Source organism: Escherichia sp. WS1265, assembly GCF_046487585.1.
GTDB classification, from domain to species: domain Bacteria; phylum Pseudomonadota; class Gammaproteobacteria; order Enterobacterales; family Enterobacteriaceae; genus Escherichia; species Escherichia coli.
In genome coordinates, this window is sequence record NZ_JBJQJE010000015.1 from 33,727 (window position 1) to 56,616 (window position 22,890).

18 protein-coding genes and 1 pseudogene are annotated in these 22,890 nt (G+C 47.9%); 5 read left to right on the forward strand and 14 right to left on the reverse strand.

The window, feature by feature from the left end:
* Nucleotides 1-274: 274 nt before the first annotated feature.
* The 6 genes from ecpE to ecpR form a co-directional block, all read right to left on the reverse strand.
* Entirely contained in the window at nucleotides 275-985 is a 711-nt protein-coding gene (gene ecpE / locus ACJHX3_RS15665) for a fimbrial chaperone EcpE (protein ID WP_001586708.1), read from the reverse strand.
* Entirely contained in the window at nucleotides 954-2,597 is a 1,644-nt protein-coding gene (ecpD, locus tag ACJHX3_RS15670) for a fimbrial adhesin EcpD (RefSeq protein WP_094321710.1), read from the reverse strand. The genes ecpE and ecpD overlap by 32 nt, the downstream gene beginning before the upstream one ends.
* Nucleotides 2,587-5,112, reverse strand: coding sequence for a fimbrial usher EcpC (gene ecpC / locus ACJHX3_RS15675; protein WP_042096674.1), 2,526 nt, complete (start codon nucleotides 5,110-5,112; stop codon nucleotides 2,587-2,589). Before ecpC ends, ecpD begins: the two co-directional genes overlap by 11 nt.
* 25 nt (nucleotides 5,113-5,137) lie before the next feature.
* Nucleotides 5,138-5,806 (reverse strand): fimbrial chaperone EcpB, encoded by a 669-nt coding sequence (gene ecpB, locus ACJHX3_RS15680; protein WP_001521922.1) that lies wholly within the window; start codon nucleotides 5,804-5,806, stop codon nucleotides 5,138-5,140.
* Between the two features lie 56 nt (nucleotides 5,807-5,862).
* Nucleotides 5,863-6,450 carry a common pilus major fimbrillin subunit EcpA gene (gene ecpA / locus ACJHX3_RS15685; protein ID WP_000730972.1) on the reverse strand — a complete coding sequence of 196 codons (588 nt, stop codon included), beginning with the start codon at nucleotides 6,448-6,450 and terminating at the stop codon, nucleotides 5,863-5,865.
* 74 nt (nucleotides 6,451-6,524) lie between these two features.
* Nucleotides 6,525-7,067: an ECP biosynthesis operon DNA-binding transcriptional regulator EcpR gene (gene ecpR, locus ACJHX3_RS15690; protein WP_001305433.1), complete on the reverse strand. Its 543-nt coding sequence runs from the start codon at nucleotides 7,065-7,067 to the stop codon at nucleotides 6,525-6,527.
* Nucleotides 7,068-7,891: 824 nt separating this feature from the next.
* On the opposite strand from ecpR, the pseudogene ykgL reads away from it, so the two are divergent.
* Nucleotides 7,892-8,117: pseudogene (gene ykgL, locus ACJHX3_RS15695) on the forward strand (protein YkgL).
* 34 nt (nucleotides 8,118-8,151) lie between these two features.
* Here ykgL and ykgO read toward each other — a convergent pair.
* The 5 genes from ykgO to ACJHX3_RS15720 form a co-directional block, all read right to left on the reverse strand.
* Nucleotides 8,152-8,292, reverse strand: a complete 141-nt coding sequence (gene ykgO, locus ACJHX3_RS15700) for a type B 50S ribosomal protein L36 (RefSeq protein ID WP_000866436.1) — start codon at nucleotides 8,290-8,292, stop codon at nucleotides 8,152-8,154.
* Nucleotides 8,292-8,555: a type B 50S ribosomal protein L31 gene (locus tag ACJHX3_RS15705; protein WP_000803998.1), complete on the reverse strand. Its 264-nt coding sequence runs from the start codon at nucleotides 8,553-8,555 to the stop codon at nucleotides 8,292-8,294. The genes ykgO and ACJHX3_RS15705 overlap by 1 nt, the downstream gene beginning before the upstream one ends.
* Nucleotides 8,556-8,918: 363 nt before the next feature.
* Entirely contained in the window at nucleotides 8,919-9,020 is a 102-nt protein-coding gene (ykgR, locus tag ACJHX3_RS15710) for a small membrane protein YkgR (RefSeq protein WP_000662258.1), read from the reverse strand.
* 473 nt (nucleotides 9,021-9,493) lie between these two features.
* A complete protein-coding gene (locus ACJHX3_RS15715; protein ID WP_094308338.1) occupies nucleotides 9,494-10,636 on the reverse strand; it encodes an NADH-dependent flavin oxidoreductase in 1,143 nt (380 codons plus the stop codon).
* Nucleotides 10,637-10,880: 244 nt separating this feature from the next.
* Entirely contained in the window at nucleotides 10,881-11,801 is a 921-nt protein-coding gene (locus ACJHX3_RS15720; protein ID WP_042096678.1) for an alpha/beta hydrolase, read from the reverse strand.
* Between the two features lie 156 nt (nucleotides 11,802-11,957).
* Here ACJHX3_RS15720 and ACJHX3_RS15725 point away from each other — a divergent pair, with 156 nt between their 5' ends.
* Together ACJHX3_RS15725 and ACJHX3_RS15730 are read left to right on the forward strand one after the other, a co-directional pair.
* A complete protein-coding gene (locus tag ACJHX3_RS15725) occupies nucleotides 11,958-12,884 on the forward strand; it encodes a LysR family transcriptional regulator (RefSeq protein WP_042096679.1) in 927 nt (308 codons plus the stop codon).
* Between the two features lie 199 nt (nucleotides 12,885-13,083).
* Nucleotides 13,084-13,977, forward strand: coding sequence for a LysR family transcriptional regulator (locus ACJHX3_RS15730; RefSeq protein ID WP_000910713.1), 894 nt, complete (start codon nucleotides 13,084-13,086; stop codon nucleotides 13,975-13,977).
* A 30-nt stretch (nucleotides 13,978-14,007) separates the two neighbouring features.
* On the opposite strand, the gene ACJHX3_RS15735 is transcribed toward ACJHX3_RS15730, so the two are convergent.
* Complete coding sequence (locus ACJHX3_RS15735) at nucleotides 14,008-14,997, reverse strand: aldo/keto reductase (protein WP_001172288.1); 990 nt, start codon at nucleotides 14,995-14,997, stop codon at nucleotides 14,008-14,010.
* A 26-nt stretch (nucleotides 14,998-15,023) separates the two neighbouring features.
* A complete protein-coding gene (locus tag ACJHX3_RS15740; protein ID WP_001174452.1) occupies nucleotides 15,024-15,875 on the reverse strand; it encodes an aldo/keto reductase in 852 nt (283 codons plus the stop codon).
* Nucleotides 15,876-16,440: 565 nt separating this feature from the next.
* On the opposite strand from ACJHX3_RS15740, the gene fdeC reads away from it, so the two are divergent.
* A complete protein-coding gene (gene fdeC, locus ACJHX3_RS15745) occupies nucleotides 16,441-20,694 on the forward strand; it encodes an inverse autotransporter adhesin FdeC (protein ID WP_094321709.1) in 4,254 nt (1,417 codons plus the stop codon).
* Nucleotides 20,695-20,814: 120 nt separating this feature from the next.
* On the opposite strand, the gene ACJHX3_RS15750 is transcribed toward fdeC, so the two are convergent.
* Nucleotides 20,815-21,672 carry a helix-turn-helix domain-containing protein gene (locus tag ACJHX3_RS15750; RefSeq protein WP_140427150.1) on the reverse strand — a complete coding sequence of 286 codons (858 nt, stop codon included), beginning with the start codon at nucleotides 21,670-21,672 and terminating at the stop codon, nucleotides 20,815-20,817.
* A 248-nt stretch (nucleotides 21,673-21,920) separates the two neighbouring features.
* Here ACJHX3_RS15750 and ACJHX3_RS15755 point away from each other — a divergent pair, with 248 nt between their 5' ends.
* Nucleotides 21,921-22,790, forward strand: coding sequence for an aldo/keto reductase (locus tag ACJHX3_RS15755; protein WP_140427149.1), 870 nt, complete (start codon nucleotides 21,921-21,923; stop codon nucleotides 22,788-22,790).
* The last annotated feature ends 100 nt before the right edge of the window (nucleotides 22,791-22,890 follow it).

Sequence of the window (22,890 nt, forward strand, 5' to 3'; positions counted from 1 at the left end):
GGTACATCGTATGTAAGAACGTACCGCGGTTGGCTGGGGAACTTTCGATAGTGTGAGTATTGAATGATTTCCAGCCGTTACCGATTTTACGTACTAATTCGTGAATAAACCACTCGTTAGCAGGCTGCCTGGTACCTTTCCGCGTCTCCTGAACACTATGGTGTACATATGAGAAAGCCCATCGTTACAGGTGACATTGACGATCGCTTCCACATTATTTAAACGATTTTTGAGTCTCTGAGGTGGAGTTCTTCCCTTGACCGATGGATAAGTCTTAGTCCGCCGAAGGGGGCTTAGCCGGACAGGAATCGCTAATCTTAATGAATTTGTCGTTATAGACCAGATAATGATTCCCCGGCTGACGTAACTCAGGCTGATGAACCACCTCTCCCGGACGTAGATACCAGGCATCGCCTTCCTCTTCGGTCGAATCACATCCTGGCTTAATCAGTAGCTTAAACCATGTGTTGCCAGTGTTACTTACCGTTCCTGTCACCTGGTCGAAGGACCATTTAAACTGAACCTGACGTGGTCGTACTACCAGAATGGTATCCATCACCACCACCGGCTCCGTGCTGACCTCACCGCCGGTAGGGCTGCGTTTTGTCAGGTTACGAGTGGGGACCTCGCGAAATGAGACCCGGTAGTAGCGCTCGCGGTTATCCCGTGGACCATGATAGTAAAATTTAAAATACTCGCTCTCACCAGCCTGCAACGCCAGCTGGCGGGGGGCGAAAAGCAGTTCACCATCCACCGGTCGGGTGCGCAATTCACTGCTGCCCGGGCTATCAATAGCACTGATGGCAATACGGTATATCCGTGCGCTTTTGTTGTTATTCACTACACGTTTGCTGACAAAGTCAGTCTCGGACGGCAGTGAAAAAGTCAGATTGCCGACCGAAATCGCCTGTGTCAAAGGTGCCGCCAGCATACAGACCACTGTCAGCAGGGCCTTAGTTAATGTTACGCCACGTCGCCTGAACATGAATCTCTCCTGAAGCGCTGACTTCGCCAAACCAGCCGTTATCATCTACCGTACGCAGCGAAATGGCGTTATCCATTGGAATCGAAAATTTGACTGTGGTCTTATCCATCTGCCCCACTTCGCCAGAGGTATCAGTCCACGGTGTGGTCAGCCACAGCGCATCGGTCATATCCCGCCAGCTATCATCGCACCCGGCATCGTAGGTTTTTGTAGCTCCGCTGCGGGTAATAAAGGAAAGCGTCGCCGGGAACGGTACTTTCGCCTTACCATCATCGGAGCTGAAGACACAATAGGAGCGCCCGCCAATCACCTGCGCGGGTCCGGTCACCTTGATCAGCACTTCGTCGGCAGCTGTTTTACCGCTGGTGGTTACGATATAGCCGAAATCGAGTGCCGACTCGCCGCTGCCGACATATCCCTCCCGCGACGGTGTCTGAGTATATTCATCGGAGATAATACTGATGCTGAAATCACGGGGTTTGATAATCAGCGTGTTGGAGGTAGAAAATTCATACCAGCCAGACTCCGGTGATGTGGTGTTCTGAAAGCGAAAGTTGAACAGATCTTTGGTGTTGATATCGCTGATCCCGAGGTTCACCATCTGTTTAAAGAAGTTGCTCGAGAAGAAAACATAGATCGAGTCTGCGCTCTTCATCTCGTTGAAGGTGTAGTAATAGGCAGTATTGCTCACCGGTTTCCATGAACTGCCATTCAGACTGAACTGCATATCGTACGCCCCGACGGCCGAGGCTAACGACGAGTTGGCGATCGCCGGGAAGATATGGATTGAGGTGTTGCTGAGTCCGTTTGTTTGCAGGGTATAGTTAACCATCTTACAACTTAATCCTGAACGGCTGCCGATGGTTTGCGTCCGGCAGTCGGCGTTCCCTTCGCCCAGAGTCGGTACTCCGTCGCTGTTGATAAACACCTCCGCCAGCGAGTGGGTATTTATCAACCGTAGATTTGCTGCTTTCGTATGGGTGACGTTGCGAACATACCAGTTGCCGGAGGCCTGATCCTTACAGCGTGCGCCGCTGCTGGCGTCATAGTTCACAGAGGTCTGGCAGGCATTGATGGTCATTGTAAAGCTGCTGCCGACGGGCATTTGTTGCAGATACTGGTAAAACGCGTCTGACAACATGCCGTGCATCCACTTCGCGCCGCCGCTGGTCACCGTCGCGCCATAAAATCCACTGGCGTCGGTGGTTTGCGGCAGGATAAGACTGGTGGTCATATTACACCCAGCGTACCAGTTGATGCAGCGCAAGCCAGTTAAAGGAGATGAAACTGGTGAATTTTCCAGCCACATATCAAACTTCCAGTTGGTATAAAGGCCGGTGTTGTAACCGTTATCAATGTAGCCGAGGCTTTGCTGATAGATGGTTCCTGAACCATTGTATTTTAAACCGGTCCAGCGGTTGGCACCGGTCAGGCGCGGATCCAGCGCCCCGCCAGGAGTGACGAAAAAGTTGTCGTCTGAGTTGTTTTCGACAAACACAAACTCGCGTGCCGGAGCATCCGCCCAGGTTGTTTTGCTCACTGCCGCTCTGAGCGCGGCTGCAGGCCAGATTAGCGCAAAGATTATCATCGCTATCAGTAGGTTAACTCTCATTCTCTTCTCCTGTCTGCGTCACCGCCGCCCACGATGAGAGACCGCTGCAGACCACATCACCGACCCAGACGGCACCGCGCGCCTGGTTGAGTTCCAGTGCCACTTCGCAGGTTTTATTGCCACTGTAGCGAAAATCGATAGTGGGGTATTTCTTGTCCACGTCCATGACAAACTCGCCGTTTTCATCGGTTCGGGTTCGGCCGATATGGTTGTTAATCCGTGCGTTAGCCAGCAGTGTGCCGTCTTCCGCACGGATACGACCGGAGACGGTAACCATCTGCTTCACCTCTGGCTCAATGACAGCGACATTGCCTGGATAGAGAGTCAGATGGCTTTTGCGACCGCTGACGATATCGTAACTGTCGAGTGAGTTTTTGCTGTTCTGTAACTCCACCTCATATCTTCCATAGGGAGAGAGCGGGAGATAGTTACGCTTGCCGTTAAGCGGGAAAATCCGCCCGTTGATTTTGGCGCTGATCTGACCATCGTTCTCTAGGCCAGTGTCGAATATCACCCCAGCATTGCCATCGGTCCGCCCGCTGGCAGCGATGTTTTTACCTTGCCAGCCGACGCTGCCGTTGGCGGTCAAATTGGTATTGATGTAGCCGTCCGCCGCGCTATTGACGTTCAGCGTTCCGCTGGCGTAACGAGCGTCGAACTGTGCATACGCCCCACCGCTGAGGGTTTTGTCATCACCGGTATCGCCGGAGATGGCTCGTGACAGATTGGCACCAACAGTGCGAATGGTTCCTTCATCAAACTGTTTGCGTGCTGACAGGTTTGCCATGGTGTAGCCGTTTTGATGGGTCATCCCTGCGCTAAACCAGTTGCCCAGTGGTAGCGAGAGATCGAGAGCGATATATTTCCCTGTATTGGCGCTGCTGTCGCCGTTGTTATAGCGCTGAATACCGGCCCGCAGGCCAAGCGAACCAAAGGTACCGCTGTAGACACTTTGATAGTAATCTGCCGTGTAATAATGGCTGTTGTAGCGGCGGTCATCATTGTAGCTGATGCTGAACGTACCCAGCTTCGACCACAGTGAGTTCAGGTTGAGTGTGCCGCCGATTGCACGGTTGTCGGCATCGCTACGTCGCAATTGATTGCCAATGCGGGTTTTTTCCTGATTAACCCACAGCGAACTAAAGCCTCCCGGTAGAGTGGCGCTGATGCTGCCGATGCTGCTCCATGAGCTGTCACTGGCCAGCATATTTTGCAGGTTAACGTTGATCGCCCCCCCAAGCGGCAGCGTCAGACGGGTTTCACCCACGGCCTGATTATCGTATCCATATCCCGTTGCCGCCCAGCTAAGCGTACTCAGTGAGCCGGAGGTCGAAGCACCTGCCAGCCAGCTCTCTTTAGCTGGTCGCGTCTTTTTCCCGTTTTCCGACCAGCGATCCATATGAAAGCTACCGCCCCATATCTGCCACGCCAGTGGTGCACCGACGCCGCGCCCCCGGCTAAACAGCTTATTGACCCGCTGGGTGCGTTTGCTGAACACGCGACCGTTAACGATGACCTCAACTTCCACATCGTAAATCCCGTACGGTAGACCCCGGGTATCCACTTCATGATTGCCCATAGTGAAGTTCTGAACGCTTAGTAGCCGCCCATCACGGGTGAGATGTACTTCGCCCGCCGCCGGTAAAAAGGCGATCACTGGCGTGGCCGACTGGCTGCTGTCGAAGATGGTGGAGCTGGCCTGGTTTCCCCAGGAAAGGCCGTAAATCTTCCCTGCTGAAATGGCGGTCATCGGCCCTAAGGACTGCAAGTTCCAGGTGTCGAGCATTCCACCGGCAAATCGGTGACCGGCAAAATCGCGTTCATACATCGCTTTATATAATTCACTGTCCTGTTGACCGCTACCGATCCCGTACAGCGAGCCGTCGAGCACCACATGATGTTCGCGCAGCGCAGTAACGTTATTCAGCGACAGATAGCTGGATGTGTTGCTCCCGCCGTTACGCAACTGGTTGTTATAGACGCCGAAGTTATAGCTCAGATTACTGCTGAGGGTGTTAACACTGGACTGCCCGATGTCTTCGCTACGTGAGCGTAGTACGGTGCCCAGCGCTTCGCGCTTGACCACCAGCTGCAGCAGCAGTTGGCGCAAGCTGAGATCCAGCTGCGCGTTGTCAGTCAGGGGGATGGTAAGGGCCTCATTGAACGGGGCGTTGGCCAGAGCCATCAGCTGCTGTCGAGTTTGTTCGCTGACACTGGCGTTATCTTCACTCTCTTCCAGCTGTATTTTCCGGATGCGTAGCTGTCCATCATCCAACCAGATAAAAGCGCTGCCGATTCGCTGATCGTCCTGGCGACCCTGGCTACCGGCAAGATGAATATAGAGCGGGACGCTCATGCCGTCCTGAAGCGCCTGACTGAAGGCCTGCGGAATAATCACCCCACCGATTTGCTGCGCACTTATGTCAGCAGCGCTGGCATCGGGCTGAACGAACAAAAAGACCATGCCGAAGGCAAACTGGGCTTTCAGTCCTGGGGAGAACCGTCGTAAAGGCATTGTCGTTATCCATCTGCACAGCTATCTATTTCACGGGAATGAACTTATCACCCTGCCAAAGTGCAACCCGTCCTTTGTTATCCGCCGTATCCACGCGGGTAAAACGACGCGACTTACCCGGCATCAGGTAGTAATTCTCTTTACACTCCTTACCATTGGCGGCTTTCAGGCAGGGGCCGTAGGCGAGGATCCGCAGCGTCGCATTTCCTGTATTCGTCAGGGAGCCGTTGGCGTACTGAAAGCGGTAGTTCGCCTGGCGGGGGGCGACGACCAGAATGGTGCCGATGCGGGCGGAAGCAGTGGCTACAGCGCTGCGGTTGGCATTATCGCGCTGCGCATCACTGAGGGCCTGATCGAACCAGACAATGCGGTAGTAGCGCTCTTTTTCATCTGCTGGTCCCTTATAGAAGAAGCGGATCACTTCGCTGGCTTGGGCGGGTAGCAGCAAGCTAGCGGGAGTGAGTAGCAACTCATCCGGCTTGTCCATTGCGATAACCTGCCCGTCGTCAAGCGGTGAAGAGAGCCGTTCGAGACGGATATTGATGAGGCGGCCACTGTCGGTACTGTTTTGGATCGTTTTGCTCAGCGTGCTGCTGTCACTGTTCATAAACGATGATATATCGCCGACATCCAGCGCCTGGGCCGGAGATATTCCGGAAAACAGCAGAGCGAGAGGCAGAAGGTGCTTTTTCATAACAATTCCGTCCAGGAATAAAGCAGGGGGGTACCCCTGCTGGTACATCAGAGAGATTAACTGGTCCAGGTAGCGTCGAACTGTACGCTAACGTCGCCGCTCCAGATGCCTTCCGGTAGAGTGCTGTAATCGGTTACTGCGGTGGTACCATTGGTGGTGCCGCTGATGATGGAGAAAGTGAAACCATCCTGTGCGGTGGTACGATTGCTGGCATTGTAACCGTTAGCCAGTGGGCTAAGGTTGCCGCCCAGTACGCCGTTGGCGGTATCGATCATCACGGTATCGCCAGTTTTTTCGACTGCCGCGCCGTTATAATCAACGCCCACATTCAGTGTGGAACCTGAGGTATCCAACTGGGTTAAGGTGTTGGTGATAAGACGTGAGGTCAGTTTAAAGGCGGTAGCCGTTGAGTCACCCTCGATAGCTACGTCAAATAGACCTTTCTGTGAGTTAAAACCTTTAATGCCTTCGGCATACTGGAACGCCAGACTACCGAGTGGCGTCACAACCAGCTTACTGGTGGTGTCTTTTTTGGCTGTTGCTGACCAGGTCGCTACAGCCTGAGCTGTTACGTCAGCAGCCTGCGCCACACCCATGCCGGTAAACACCGTTACCAGAGCTATTGCCAGAACCTTTTTTTTCATTGCTTTTCTTCCCGAGTTGAATTGAGGACGTGATGTCCCTGTGAGTCATTTTTTAAAACTAACTTGCCTGGAGTTTACGGAACCAACTTATATATTTTTGAGTACAGCTTGGCCTCAGCATTACGCCGATGGGTATACACTGTCTTCACACTACAATTTTCAATTCTGGCAATCGATTTAGGCAGCATTCCCTGAGCCGTCATGCGGATAATTTCCATTTCCCGGTCAGTGATTTTATCTTTCTTAATATCTTTTCTCAGGAACCTGCCATTAATCACATAGGCCAGTTCTTTTCTAATATCACGACTCAGTCCAGCGTATACCACGCCCCTAATATTGCTGTTGTAATACCAATAATTTGCTAAGGCTTCTGACTTTCTGGCCGCAATCAATACGACCTGTTTCCCCTTTACCGCGGATAACCACTCATTATCACGGTTTATAAACTCAGTTAAAGAATCCGTATTGAGATTGATAAACACGAAATCTTTTCTGATTTTCTCCAGCGATAGATAAATTAATCTGTCGATATCCACAATCAGTTCAGATAGTCCTTTATAGAAGTAGGCGTCATGGGGAGACCAGATGTATTTATCAGAACGGTTTTGACATTCCATATGGTTTTTAACCTCATAGTCCCTGCTGTAATCATTTTGCCATGTCACTACTTTCCAAACCTGTAATTTTTACAGGTACATTCAGTTTCTTTAGTAAATCGGAAGTAAATAAGATACGTAGCACATATCAATATAGGTTAAACGAGATTAAGTTTTAATTATTTCGATTAGGTTTAAATTTATGTTTTTTTTCCTGATGAGTGTCAATATGTGAACAGAAAAGGAATTCCATGGTTAAGTCAATATTTACAAAAAATGAAAATATTGCTTTTTTGATAAGAAGAAAAAGACATTCAGTTTCATAAGGTTATTGGCAATATAACGTTCAATTCTTACTTGCATTTTATATTAGCCAGGAACTTTGCCCTGAGGTGTTAGGAATAGTCTTAATGTGTTGTGTAATGGACTAGTAAAAAAACAAGTTTAAATGATAAGAAATAGAATATAAAACTATCATGAGTCATAATTAAAGATGATTTGCCAATCAGTAAGGTGTTTTAATGGATTAACATGCCGCACAAAATGGTTATGGGTGTTCATCCCAATAAGTGATGAAAAATTAAACAGGTGTAAGTACGTCATCTGTCCGGTAAGCCCCCTAAGAGCCAAATTAAGTGAAGTTAAACGAAGACTGCCAGTTGTCACAGGAACGATGGCCTCTTTGCCAGGGCACTGCATTCAGTCATCTGTGCGCGTTACTCTAACTGGCACTCGAACGTCGGCGATGGGGTTACCGGTGGATCAGGCCGTTCCTGTGGCGTAAACGTTTTTATGTCAGTACCAACAGATTTACCACATTTATCATCTTAACCGTTTGAGTGTAAATGCAGGCTGCGTCGCAAAGGGAGGAAACTGAGTGGCGTGTTCAGTCTAAAAGAGAGTTGATGCCAGCATACAGGGCGCACCTGGTCAACAAGTCAACATTAATATAATGGAATATTCGGAGAGAAACGTCAGGCAGTTGACCTTAAATGAACAGGAAGATACATCCTCAGGAAAATTAATGCTGGTGTAATAAATACACCAACATTAATCCGGTCTGATTATTAATCAGACAAATATCGTTAATTCGTCGAATTTTGAATCAACGTTTTTTCTTACGACCCTGAACGGCCTTAAAACGTGGATTAGATTTACAAATCACATATAGCCGTCCTTTTCGCTTCACAATCTGACAGTCTGGATGGCGTTCTTTTGCGGTACGCAGAGAGTTAAGGACTTTCATCATGCCCCCTTTTTCGTGCTAACAAAACGACCAAAACGTTGGGTGAATCGTGCAACATTTCCTTCTGATGCCACTGTTCTCAGCTTCCCTGTATAGAACGGGTGCGATTTAGAAGAGACATCAATTGTTACGTACGGATACGTTACGCCATCCAGCTCAATCTCACGGTCTGTTTTGATAGTCGAGCCGATTTTAAAGTACTCATCAACACTGGTGTCGTGGAACACCACAGTACGATACTCAGGATGGATATTGGGCTTCATCATTTTTACCTGTTATGTTATAACATAACCGTAAAGATACATGCTCATCCGGATCATTTCAACACCCAATCACTGTGACCATTTGTGGGATGTGGAATTTCCGCAACGGGGAAGTCTGGCATTGTTAGCAGCCATTGGCGACGCTCCCATAAACGCCTGGATGAGTGATTGATGATGGTTTCGCTGAGAGTATGAATTTTTCGAGAATGGAGGCTATCTCCACTTTACTGGCCGATGATTTATCGCAGTTTGATTGATTACTTGACAGCGTGTATTCCTCTCCCACGGATATAATAATTACTTACAAAAAGGGAGAGGATGCATATTTTAAATATCACTGCAGTGAACAGTTTACTGCCGTTATTAATAGAAATGGAGAAATAAATAGGCGTATTCTACAATTGCGACAAAAACAACGATATTAATCAGTTTATGACTGATTTGTTGTACTTTATTCTCTTTCATTGGTACTTCCTCGCTTTAAAAAAGAGCGCACTTCGTAAGTGCCCTTATATAAATAACGAGTTTGGTCAACCAATTTTTTGACATGTATCACAAATTTGAATAGATGTATTACATCGGCTATCTTTTATTGCCCCAACGTCATTGATATATGTCGCCTGAAGTCAGTTCCGGGAATGAGTCTGATCTCAAGACTGGCCCAGTCCTGGCGTTGATTGGCGCTGAGGAGCATACCTCATCTCATCATAATGTCGTATCTCCTGGGGTGTTATACAAGATATCGTTGTTGGTAACCTGGGCGAGGAATTGAGCTTTATTAAACCGTCAACTATGCCGGATACATACTGGATTACACTGCAGGCACGCCTTATGAGAGAACGTGCCGCAGTGACGGGTTAATTATCTGAAAGAATTTGTGAGGCTGTATCGGTTACTCATTGATTTGATAGTTTTACTCTCGGGAGAGTAATAGATATTTAATCCATTAACGGAAACCAGCCAGTTCCTCTAGATGCCTGAATTTGATCCCATAGTTTATCCGGAATGGTTAATTCAGGAACAAGTTGTGGATTAAGGGTTGTTTGAATTTCATGGCTTCTACCTGATTCAGCTAAAGTCACCCATTCTGGATTTATCACCAGCCCTTTACCGATCGCAACAAGTGGCAGGCCAGCGGAAATTGCTTCTTGAGCCTGAGACGGTGTGCGTATTTTACCTGCGGCGATTACCGGCACTCTGCCTGCAATATGATTTAAAATCAATTCAATAGTTCGGGGGCCATTTGGCGACTCAACAGGGTAGCTATCGTTAATACTGACCAGCGAGGTATGTATATACGAAATACCGGATGAAATGAGCCGATCAAGGAGTTTATAAGTATCCTCTATCCGCAGCCCCCCTGTTGCAGATTCTTCAGGAGATATTCTGTAACCGATGGCAAAGGGCTTTATCGCATATTCATAGACTACATTTTTTACTTCCTGTAATACGGCCAGCGGGAAGCGCATACGTCCTTCGAGATCTCCTCCCCATCGGTCATTACGCTGGTTAAATAGAGGGGAGAAGAAATTCTGTAGAAGGAATCCGTGCGCACCATGAAGTTCAACGCCATCAAAACCTGCTTTAATCGCCCTTTTTGTGACATCTCCGAATGCTCTAATGGTTTCCTGAATTTCGTTTTCAGTCATTTCCCTGCTTTGTACCACTCTATTCATAAAGTCACCAGATTTTACGCTTGATGCGCTGGCACTAATAACATCGTTATTTGGTACAAGCTCCGGGATGGCTTTATTACCGGCGTGGAAAATCTGCAAAATAGCCGGAGCACCGCCACTTTTGGCTGCCGCTGCTAACTTTTCAAGGCTGTTAATGAAACGGTCGTCATACGCGGCAAATTCATGAGTAAACCCAATGCCGCTTGGCGTGACATAGGTACATCCTGTTATTACTAAACCAACATTTTGTGAGCGACGTTTATAAAATTCGAGTTCTTGCTCAGAGATGGTTCCATCAGGATTCGCTGACCAGGTCGTCATAGGAGCCATAACGATACGATTACGTAGCTTTATTTTTTCTGTCAGCATAAAAGGAGAAAACAATGATGGGTGTTTATTTGTCATAACAATACCTCAAATGTTTATCTGATTTTGATGCGTATGTTTTAACTGGTTAGTTGTTGCCAGCTTTGGAACCAAGATTTATGGCTTTATTTATAATTCCTTCAAAGGGTTTCTAATAATCTTAATAATTGAGTTGCTGCTTTTTTGTTTCTTTAATGAAATTTCTTTTTGAGTAATTTTATTATTGTTGTGTAGTCAATAAAGGATAAATGTCAGGGAGATAAGGAATCTCCCTGTAAGATTATTACAAATGTGTTTTATAAAAAGGAATTAATTTGTCGAGTGCCTGTTTCACAGGTTCTGGCTTATCATACAGGTCGTAATGTGAATAACCTTCAACCACGACCAGCTCTTTATGTTTTGAGGCAGCGCGGCCAATAATTTCGCAGCCGTCACGGTAGGCACCAAATGCGCCCACTCTATCGCCCACCACAACCATTATTGGTTGAGTTAACAGCACTTCTGCAAGATGAAATGCATCCCAACCCACGGCAACAGTCTGATGTGAGAATAGCGAACGATTTACCCCATTAGGTGCACAGCCTCGTGGCGAACGATAATATTCTGTTGCTTCAAAAAGGTCTATTTCTGTTAATCCCGCTTCAAGAGCTGCTTCCGGAGAAGAAGGGAGCAAATCATCTACGCGAAGTTTTGCGCCGTTAGCTTCGTCTGTTCTTTGTTGCGCCATTGCTTCGAGTGCTCCGATAGGATTAAACGCTGTAAATCCCTCACGCATAAGACGCCCGTAGTTTGCACCCGTGACAGTACCAATGGCTTTAATCCGACGTTCTGTCATTGCGGCATTAATGGCATATCCACCTCCACCACAAATACCCAGTACACCAATACGCCCGGCATCAACGTAAGGTAAGGTGGTAAGGTAATCAACGACAATGCTGAAGTCTTTTACTCGCATTGTTGGATCTTCCAGATAACGCGGTTCTCCACCGCTGCTTCCCTGAAAACTGGCATCAAAAGCAATGACGATAAAGCCAGCTTTTGCCAGGGCGGCACCATACACACTACCCGATGTCTGTTCTTTGCAGCTTCCAATTGGATGGGCGCTGATAATGGCAGGATACTTTTTTTCACTATTAAAATCGTCAGGGAAATAGATATCAGCAGCTATATCCCAGTAAGTGTGTTTTATCGAAACAGTTTTCATTTCAAGCTCCGGGGATTTGCCTAAACAGATTTAAATATCATTTCTATTATCCGCAACTGGCATTTGTGTTCATATCGAGAACGGCGTAATAGTATGACTTGTATTGGTTATCATCAATGGTCTAATATCTATCACAGTGTTAAGTTAAGGTTTACAATGATGAAAATAGAGCCTTCAATTTTGCCTTCTCTTGCCTGGTTTGCGCTGATTGTTCGTGCCGGCAGTTTTTCCAGAGCCGCTTCTGAAATGGGTATTACGCGGGCCGCATTGTCCCAGAATTTAAAATCTCTTGAGGAACGTCTTAACACCAAGCTGATATACCGTACGACCCGCAATATGTCGCTTACTGAGGAAGGACAGCGTCTGTATGAAGTGCTGGTGTCGGCTTTGGGGCAAATTGATGATGCTTTGAAAGATGTTGGTGATACCCAACTTGAACCTACAGGCCTGTTGAGAATAAATTCCTCCCGTGTTGCAGCACGGATGCTTGTTGAGCCTCATATTGGCGAGTTTCTTACTCGTTATCCCAAAACAAAGATAGAACTCATTATGGATGACGGTTTATCTAACATTATTGCGGACGGCTGTGATGTGGGCATACGTCTTGAGCAAGGACTGGATGAGCATATGACGGCCATTCCTGTTTCTCCGCTTATTAAACTGGTTACTGTGGCATCGCCAGATTATTTAAAAGAACACGGTATTCCTGAAACGCCTCAGGAACTGAGTAACCATAATTGCCTTCGGTTGCGGCATAAAAGTAGCGGTGCACTCTCTGCATGGGAGTTTTCTAATGTTGCGGGGGGTAATGAAGAGTTCGAAATAGAGGTTTCAGGTAAGTATATTTCTAATGATGACGAAAGCATGATACGAATGGCGCTGAATGGAACGGGTATCATTCAACATCTGGATTTTGCAATCGCTGAACATATCAATGCGGGCAAGTTACAGCCGATTCTTGAGGATTGGGCTGTTTCATTTCCTGGATTTTATATTTATGTTTCATCACGGGTGAGAATGCCTTCTAAAGTTCGTGCTTTTATTGATTTTATGGTGGAGAAAAGAGTAAAAATAGAAAGTTAATGATGTGTGTCAGAATATCGGTAAGAAGAATGGCGCAATCGTGAGGATACGTTTATTCATAATAAATCTCCTGAAAGTTTAGAATTATTTTCGATACAGCCAGATTATCATTGTTACTAATAATGTGGTTAAAATAATAGCATCTATGCCCCTCTTCATGAGTGTCTGTGAAGAGGATGCTTCTACAAGGAAATCGCCAATGCTCAAAGAAAACTTCAACGAACTGCAAATCTTTCTTGTGGTGGCAAGAGAGCGAAGTTTTACCAAAGCAGCGGGCAAACTCGGCGTCTCTCAGTCTGCACTTAGCCATGCAATGAAGGCTCTGGAGGAAAGGCTCAATATCCGCCTCCTGACACGAACTACCCGCAGTGTGGCTCCCACAGAAGCGGGGGAGAGAATCATTGCCTGCCTTGAACCGCGTATTGACGAGCTTGAACAGGAACTGGAATCACTTATTCAATTGAACGGCACGCCCTCCGGGAATATTCGGTTATCTGCCGGGGAACATGCCGCGCGAAGTCTGGTCTGGCCGAAGCTAAAACCTTTTCTCAGAGAGTATCCCGAAATCAATGTCGAACTGGTGGTGGATAACGGTTTTGTCGATATTGTTGAAGGCCGTTTTGATGCCGGGATACGACTGGGTGAAAATGTTGATAAAGATATGGTTGCAGTCAGGATTGGACCAGATATGCGGATGGCTGTGGTGGGAGCTCCGGCGTATTTTGCTGCAAACCCTGCGCCTGAAACGCCTCACGAGCTACAAAATCATCGCTGCATCAACATGCGTTTGCCAACTGCCGGTGGGCTTTACCACTGGGAGTTCGAGCGAGAAGGGAAACCGCTTCGCGTTAAGGTTGATGGGCAGCTGACGTGTAGTCCGTTGCCAGAAAGAATTGATGCCGCCTTATCAGGGTTTGGGATCGCTTGTGTCCCTGAAGACATGGTTCAGGAGTATATAAAGTCAGGCAAGCTTATTCAGGTGTTACAGGAGTGGTGTCCAACTTTTCCTGGGTATTATCTTTACTACCCCAGCCGCAAGCAGCATCCGCCAGCTTTTGCGCTGTTGATCGATGCGCTTCGCTACACCGAATAACGGGTCCTTTATCCTGGACCCGTTTGGGTATTAGCGGCCTACGCGTGCCTGATGTTCAGGCGAGTAACGTTCACCGACGATTTTAATTGTTTCCAGCGCCTCGGTTATCTGCTGCGTATCTTTCTGCGAAAGAACAATGTCAGCAGCGGCCAGGTTTTCTTCCAGCCGGTTCAGTTTAGTGGTGCCAGGGATGGGAACAATCCACGGCTTTTGTGCTAATAGCCATGCCAGTGCGATTTGTGCAGACGTTACCCCTTTCTCCGCAGCCAGTTCACCTAACAAGGTGACCAGTTTTTCATTGGCTTCAATGGCTTGTGTTGCGAAACGCGGTACGGTGCTGCGGTAATCATCTTTGCCGAAAGTGGTTCCCGGCTTAATCGCCCCTGTCAGGAAACCTTTACCTAGTGGGCTGAAGGGGACAAAACCAATTCCCAGTTCCTCCAGCAACGGCAGAATTTCCTGTTCAGGCTCACGCCACCACATGGAATATTCGCTTTGCAGGGCGGTGACAGGTTGTACCGCATGTGCACGACGAATGGTTTGTGCTCCTGCTTCAGACAGACCGAAATGTTTGACCTTACCTTCTGCGATGAGGTCTTTCACCGTTCCTGCAACATCTTCAATAGGAACATCCGGATCAACACGGTGTTGATACAGCAGGTCAATAACATCTGTTTTCAGACGACGTAATGATCCTTCAACGGCTTCACGGATATGTTCCGGACGGCTGTTTAAAATCTGCTGCTTATTATCATCGCCGAAGGTAAAACCGAATTTAGTGGCAATTACCACGCGGTCACGAAACGGTTTTAAGGCTTCGCCGACCACTTCTTCATTCAGATACGGACCATACACTTCGGCGGTATCGAAGAAGGTGACACCACGTTCAACCGCAGCACGAATAAGTTCGATAGCCTGACGGGTATCGGTCGCCGGGCCGTAGCCGTGGCTTAAGCCCATGCAACCGAGCCCAAGGGCGGAGACTTCGAGTCCGGATTTACCCAGATAACGTTTTTGCATTGAATGAATACCTCTTTTATCGCGGCTTAAACATCAAGTTTGCGGCCAGTCAGCCATTCCACCATTGCGGGATCGCGGTGAGAGAAGAACGCGCTGGTTGCGGTATCCAGGGCGGTAATTTGCAGCATATCTTCAGGGCTGAGTTCAAAATCGAGAATGTTGATGTTCTCTTCCATGCGTTCTTTTCGCACTGATTTTGCCAGTGAAACAATGCCTCGTTGGTAGATCCAGCGCAGAACAACCTGGCCCACGCTTTTGCCATACTTCTCGCCAATTGCCGTGAGAACAGGATGCTGGAACAGACCATTTTTCCCTTCCGCAAACGGTGCCCAGGCTTCTGGCTGAATGCCACGACTTTGCATCCAGGGAACGGCCTGTAGCTGCTGATTGAAAGGGTTAACTTCAACCTGGTTTACCGCCGGAACGACGTTATTAAAGGCGATAAGGTCAGCCAGTCGGTCAGGATGGAAGTTACTGACGCCAATAGCGCGAATTTTACCGGCCTGTTGCAGCTCTTCCATGGCACGCCAGGCTCCGTGGACATCGCCATATGGCTGGTGAATCAAGTACAGGTCAACGTAATCAAGTTGCAGTCGATTCAGAGAGCGTTCGAACTGGGCTTTGGCCCCTTCGTAACTGGTATCCTGCAACCAGAGTTTCGTGGTGACAAAGAGTTCGTTACGGGCGATACCGCTTTGTTTCAGTGCGTTTCCGACCTGGATTTCATTTTGATAAGAGGCGGCGGTGTCAATCAGTCGATAACCGCTGTTAATAGCGTCAATGACCGCTCTTTCGCATTCGGCGGCATCGGTCATCTGAAATACACCAAAGCCCAACAGGGGCATTTCAATACCGTTGTTCAGTTTTACTTTTTGCATGGTGTTATCCTTCCATTATCGTTCATGAGAAGCATAACGTAAAGGGAAAAGCTCGATTAGACGGCAGGATTTGTCAGGGGTTATGAACAAAATTCATAAATCTGTTTGAGGGTTGAGATTAGTCGTGCAAGTTCGATATCCCCGGAATTTACAGTCCGATGAATATAAATGAATGTCCATAAAAAATATATTGGTTTATCCTGGCGTATATACTCACTTCGACGTACTCCCAATAGCAGTTAATTAAAGACGGGTCATTATTATTCACTCTTAATAATGAATTATTCACTGCCCGCAGAGTAAGAAATATAACTTAAGTATCTATTTAATAACTTGCACAAAAATCTAAATTTTTACCCATAAATAAAAATATAATCCCGCGCCCAACCACCTGATGAGTGGCTACAGACACTGGATATATTAGGTGGCGGTGTACTTTCTTACATAAAGGTATTTCCTTTTCTGCGGAAAAGGAAACCGGGAAATTCCCGGTTTTTCTGACAAGCAGACGCCATTATTTGTGTCTGCCTATGTTCGTTAATTCGTTCATCAGGAAATTATCTCAATGTCACGTTATAAAACAGGTCATAAACAACCACGATTTCGTTATTCAGTTCTGGCCCGCTGCGTGGCGTGGGCAAATATCTCTGTTCAGGTTCTTTTTCCACTCGCTGTCACCTTTACGCCAGTAATGGCAGCACGTGCGCAGCATACGGTTCAGCCACGTTTGAGCATGGAAAATACCACAGTAGCTGCTGATAATAATGTGGAGAAAAATGTCGCGTCGTTTGCCGCAAATGCCGGGACATTTTTAAGCAGTCAGCCAGATAGCGATGCGACACGTAACTTTATTACCGGAATGGCCACCGCTAAAGCTAACCAGGAAATTCAGGAGTGGCTCGGGAAATACGGTACTGCGCGCGTCAAACTGAATGTCGATAAAGATTTCTCGCTGAAGGATTCTTCGCTGGAAATGCTTTATCCGATTTATGATACACCGACAAATATGTTGTTCACTCAGGGGGCAATACATCGTACCGACGATCGTACTCAGTCAAATATTGGTTTTGGCTGGCGTCATTTTTCAGAAAATGACTGGATGGCGGGGGTGAATACTTTTATCGATCATGATTTATCCCGTAGTCATACCCGCATTGGTGTTGGTGCGGAATACTGGCGTGATTATTTGAAACTGAGCGCCAATGGTTATATCCGGGCTTCTGGCTGGAAAAAATCACCGGATGTTGAGGATTATCAGGAACGCCCGGCGAATGGCTGGGATATTCGTGCTGAGGGCTATTTACCTGCCTGGCCGCAGCTTGGCGCAAGCCTGATGTATGAGCAGTATTATGGTGATGAAGTCGGGCTGTTTGGTAAAGATAAACGCCAGAAAGACCCGCATGCTATTTCTGCCGAGGTAACCTATACACCAGTGCCTCTTCTGACACTGAGCGCCGGGCATAAGCAGGGCAAGAGTGGTGAGAATGACACTCGCTTTGGCCTGGAAGTTAATTATCGGATTGGCGAACCTCTGGAAAAACAACTCGATACAGACAGTATTCGCGAGCGTCGAATGCTGGCAGGCAGCCGCTATGACCTGGTTGAGCGTAATAACAATATCGTTCTTGAGTATCGCAAATCTGAAGTGATCCGTATTGCTCTGCCTGAGCGTATTGAAGGCAAGGGCGGCCAGACGGTTTCCCTGGGGCTTGTGGTCAGCAAAGCAACTCACGGTCTGAAAAATGTGCAATGGGAAGCGCCGTCTTTGCTGGCCGCAGGCGGAAAAATTACGGGGCAGGGCAATCAGTGGCAAGTGACGCTCCCGGCTTATCAGGCAGGCAAAGACAATTATTATGCGGTTTCAGCGATTGCCTACGATAACAAAGGCAATGCCTCGAAACGTGTGCAGACAGAAGTGGTTATTAGCGGAGCTGGTATGAACGCCGATCGTACGGCGTTAACGCTTGACGGTCAGAGCCGTATTCAAATGCTTGCTAACGGTAATGAGCAAAAGCCGCTGGTGCTGTCTCTGCGCGACGCCGAGGGTCAGCCAGTCACGGGCATGAAAGATCAGATCAAGACTGAACTAACTTTCAAACCGGCTGGAAATATTGTGACTCGTTCTCTGAAGGCCACTAAATCACAGGCAAAGCCAACACTGGGTGAGTTCACCGAAACTGAAGCAGGGGTGTATCAGTCTGTCTTTACTACCGGAACGCAGTCATGTGAGGCAACGATTACTGTTAGCGTTGATGGCATGAGCAAAACCGTCACTGCAGAACTGCGGGCCACGATGATGGATGTGGCAAACTCCACCCTGAGCGCTAACGAGCCGTCAGGTGACGTGGTTGCTGATGGTCAGCAAGCCTACACGCTGACGCTGACTGCGGTGGACTCCGAGGGTAATCCGGTGACGGGAGAAGCCAGCCGCCTGCGACTTGTTCCGCAAGACACTAATGGTGTTACCGTTGGTGCCATTTCGGAAATAAAACCAGGGGTTTACAGCGCCACGGTTTCTTCGACCCGTGCCGGAAACGTTGTTGTGCGTGCCTTCAGCGAGCAGTATCAGCTGGGCACATTACAACAAACGCTGAAGTTTGTTGCCGGGCCGCTTGATGCAGCACATTCGTCCATCACCCTGAATCCTGATAAACCGGTGGTCGGCGGTACAGTTACGGCAATCTGGACGGCAAAAGATGCCAATGACAACCCTGTAACAGGCCTCAATCCGGATGCACCGTCATTAGCGGGTGCCGCTGCTGTAGGTTCTACGGCATCGGGCTGGACAAATAATGGTGATGGGACGTGGACTGCGCAAATTACTCTCGGCTCTACGGCGGGTGAATTAGAAGTTATGCCGAAGCTAAATGGACAGGATGCGGCAGCAAACGCGGCAAAAGTAACCGTGGTGGCTGATGCGTTATCTTCAAACCAGTCGAAAGTCTCCGTCGCAGAAGATCACGTAAAAGCCGGCGAAAGCACAACCGTGACGCTTATTGCAAAAGATGCACATGGCAACGCTATCAGTGGTCTTTCGTTGTCGGCAAGTTTGACGGGGACCGCCTCTGAAGGGGCGACCGTTTCCAGTTGGACCGAAAAAGGTGACGGTTCCTATGTTGCTACGTTGACTACAGGCAGAAAGACGGGCGAGCTTCGCGTCATGCCTCTCTTCAACGGCCAGCCAGCAGCCACCGAAGCCGCGCAGTTGACGGTCATCGCTGGAGATATGTCATCAGCTAACTCTACGCTTGTTGCGGACAATAAGACTCCAACGGTTAAAACGACGACGGAACTCACCTTCACCGTGAAGGATGCGTACGGGAACCCGGTCACCGGGCTGAAGCCAGATGCACCAGTGTTTAGCGGTGCCGCCAGCACGGGGAGTGAGCGTCCTTCAGCAGGAAACTGGACAGAGAAAGGTAATGGGGTCTACGTGGCGACCTTAACGCTGGGATCTGCCGCGGGTCAGTTGTCTGTGATGCCGCGAGTGAACGGCCAAAATGCCGTTGCTCAGCCACTGGTGCTGAATGTTGCAGGCGACGCTTCCCGGGCAGTGATCAGTGATATGGCGGTGAAGATGAATAACCAACTGGCAAATGGACAGTCTGCTAACCAGGTAACCTTGACCGTCGTGGACAGCTATGGTAACCCGTTGCAGGGGCAAGAAGTTACGCTGACTTTACCGCAGGGTGTGACGAGCAAGACGGGGAATACAGTAACAACCAATGCGGCAGGTAAAGCGGATATTGAGCTTATGTCAACGGTTGCGGGAGAACACAATATTTCCGCTTCGGTGAATGGTGCTCAGAAGACGGTCACGGTGAAATTTAACGCGGATGCCAGCACCGGTCAGGCAAACCTGCAGGTAGACACCGCCGTTCAAAAAGTGGCAAACGGCAAAGATGCCTTTACGCTGACGGCGACCGTTGAGGATAAAAATGGTAACCCTGTTCCAGGGAGCCTGGTGACCTTTAATCTGCCCCGGGGTGTCAAGCCGCTTACAGGCGATAATGTCTGGGTGAAAGCCAACGATGAGGGGAAAGCAGAGTTGCAGGTGGTTTCAGTGACTGCCGGAACGTATGAGATCACGGCATCGGCAGGAAATGACCAGCCTTCGGATGCGCAGACTATAACGTTTGTGGCCGATAAGGCGACCGCAACCGTCTCCGGTATTGAGGTGATTGGCAACTATGCACTGGCGGATGGCAAAGCCAAACAGACGTATAAAGTTACGGTGACTGATGCCAATAACAACCTGTTGAAAGATAGCGAGGTGACGCTGACTGCTAGCCCGGCAAATTTAGCTCTGGATCCCGATGGGACGGCGAAAACTAATGAGCAAGGGCAGGCTATTTTCACCGCCACGACCACTGTCGCAGCGAAATATACACTCACGGCGAAAGTGGAACAGGCCAACGGTCAGGAATCGACGAAAACTGCTGAATCTAAATTCGTCGCGGATGATAAAAACGCGGTGCTCGCCGCATCATCTGATGTGACTTCTCTGGTGGCGGATGGGGTACAGACCGCAACAATGACGGTTACCCTGTTCTCGGCAAATAACCCTGTTGGGGGGAATGTGTGGGTCGACATTGAGGCTCCGGAAGGAGTGACGGAGAAGGATTATCAATTCCTGCCGTCGAAAAATGACCATTTCGTGAGCGGAAAAATCACGCGTAAATTTAGTACCAGCAAGCCTGGTGTCTATACGTTCACATTTAACGCCCTGACGTATGGCGGGTACGAAATGAAGCCAGTGACGGTGACCATTACCGCGGTGGATGCCGATACGGCAAAGGACGAGGAGGCGATGAAATAATTTTAAGAATATGAAAGTAGCATTCTAATAAACATTAATGGCGTTGACATATTCAACGCCATTATTTATTGAATTTCCTGACAGTAGTCTCGTTATATATTCATTTAGATATAGCGACAACTAAACCGGACGAACGGGGATAAAAATTTCGCAAACAACATCATTGCTATCCTTTTCTACGAAATCTTCATTGTAATAAAACCGCTCAATATCACTGCCGTTCACTCTGGCTAACCCCCTGGCGGGTAATTCCATCAGATAGAGGTTTCGCGCCCATTCAGGGTAGTGCTCCCACTCACCTTCATAGCGGAAAGAGGCATACAGTCCTCGGTTAATTGTCCACTCTTTCGACATCTCTGAATCGGTTTGTTTGCATACCGTACCGGCAAAAGTTTCAACTGTGAGCAAATCGACCGATTTTGTTGACGGTTCGAATGTGGAGACGAAATAGATATCCGTCTTAAAACTCTTCATACATCTGGCTAAATGATGACGTCGCAGTTTGACTTCTTCATCCGGTGATTTATTCGACACTTCAATGTCATATTTAAATGAATTGCCAAAAATAGGTGTCTCAGGAAAGTTGACTAATCTACACTCCGTCTTTTGCTGTTGACGTATTAAAAAAGAAGGGAAGATATTTGCGAGATCCCAATAATCACGGTGGCGGTATTCACGGGGAGAGCAGCCGAATAACTTTTTAAATTCGCGGCTGAATGACTGCTGTGAGTCAAAATGCAAAGAGAGTGCAATATCAAGCATAGATTTCGCGGAGAGCCGGACAAGAATGGCGGCACGACAAAGCCTTCGTTTGCGAATGTATTCTCCCAAAGGCACATGCATGAAATTTCGGAACAGAAGCTGGATGTTGCGTCTGCTGTAGCCAGATTTCTGTGCGATATCTTCGATTGAAATAGGGTGTTCGAGATTGCACTCAATCCACTCCAGGAGCTGCTGTAGAATCTTCTGCCTGATCATCACATTCTCCGTTAATTCTTTGTCATATCGCACATTTTCGTTATGCCCTGGGCCCTAAGTGTATCAAAAACAGCAAGGGCGAAGGCAAAAGCACTGGTAGCGTCTGCTTCGTTGTCCCCGAAAATAGAGAGGTTTCAGTCCTACATTATTAATGAATTTTTTGCATAAGTGATATCAAAATCCACATACTAATTTGAGGTTACGTTTTAACGTAGACTCATTGTTCATACCTAATGGAGGGACTGACAGTGGAATTTTCCGTATTAAGTAACAATCTGAAAATGCCGATGATGGGATTTGGTGTTTTTCAGGTTACCGATAAAGACGTGTGCAAACAGTCAGTGTTGAATGCTATCCGCACGGGTTATCGACTCATCGACACTGCAGCGGTATACGGTAATGAAGATGCCGTCGGTGAAGCCGTTCGTGAAGCCATATCTGAAGGTTTATGTACCCGAGAAGAGTTATTTATAACGTCTAAATTGTGGGTGCAGGATATGGTGAATCAGGATATTGCAGCAGCAGGTATTGAAGCATCATTAAAAAAATCGGGACTGGAATACTTCGATCTCTATTTATTGCACCAGGCCATGCGCGATTATTTCAGTGCGTGGCGTGCACTCGAAGATGCCTATGAAGAGGGCAAATTAAAAGCGATTGGGGTTTCCAATTTCTACCCTCATGTTCTGGCGAACTTTTGTGAAACGGTAAGAGTTAAACCGATGGTCAACCAGGTCGAGTTGCATCCCTATTTTGCCCAACCAGAGGCGCTGGCAACCATGAAGTATTATAACGTGCAGCCTGAAGCATGGGCTCCGTTAGGTGGTGGACGACATAAACCCTTTGAAAATAATCTGCTTCAGAGTATTGCAGATGCCCATCAAAAATCGATTTCTCAGGTCATTCTGCGTTGGAATATTCAACGGGGAGTGGTCGTTATTCCGAAATCGACACATCAACAGCGTATCGAAGAAAATTTTGCTATCTGGGATTTCTCACTGACAGAGAAAGAAATGGCACAAATTAGTTCGCTTGATTTGGGTTATGTTGGGGAGTCGGTAAAACATTTTAATCCTGAATTTGTTCGTGGTTGTCTTGCTGTAAAAATGCATGATTGATATTAATCATGTATTTTACCTGAGACGACAAGAATCTTTTAACAGGGGAGTGATATTGATCTTCACTCTGTCATATCTCCGGTAATATGGCGTCAGGCTT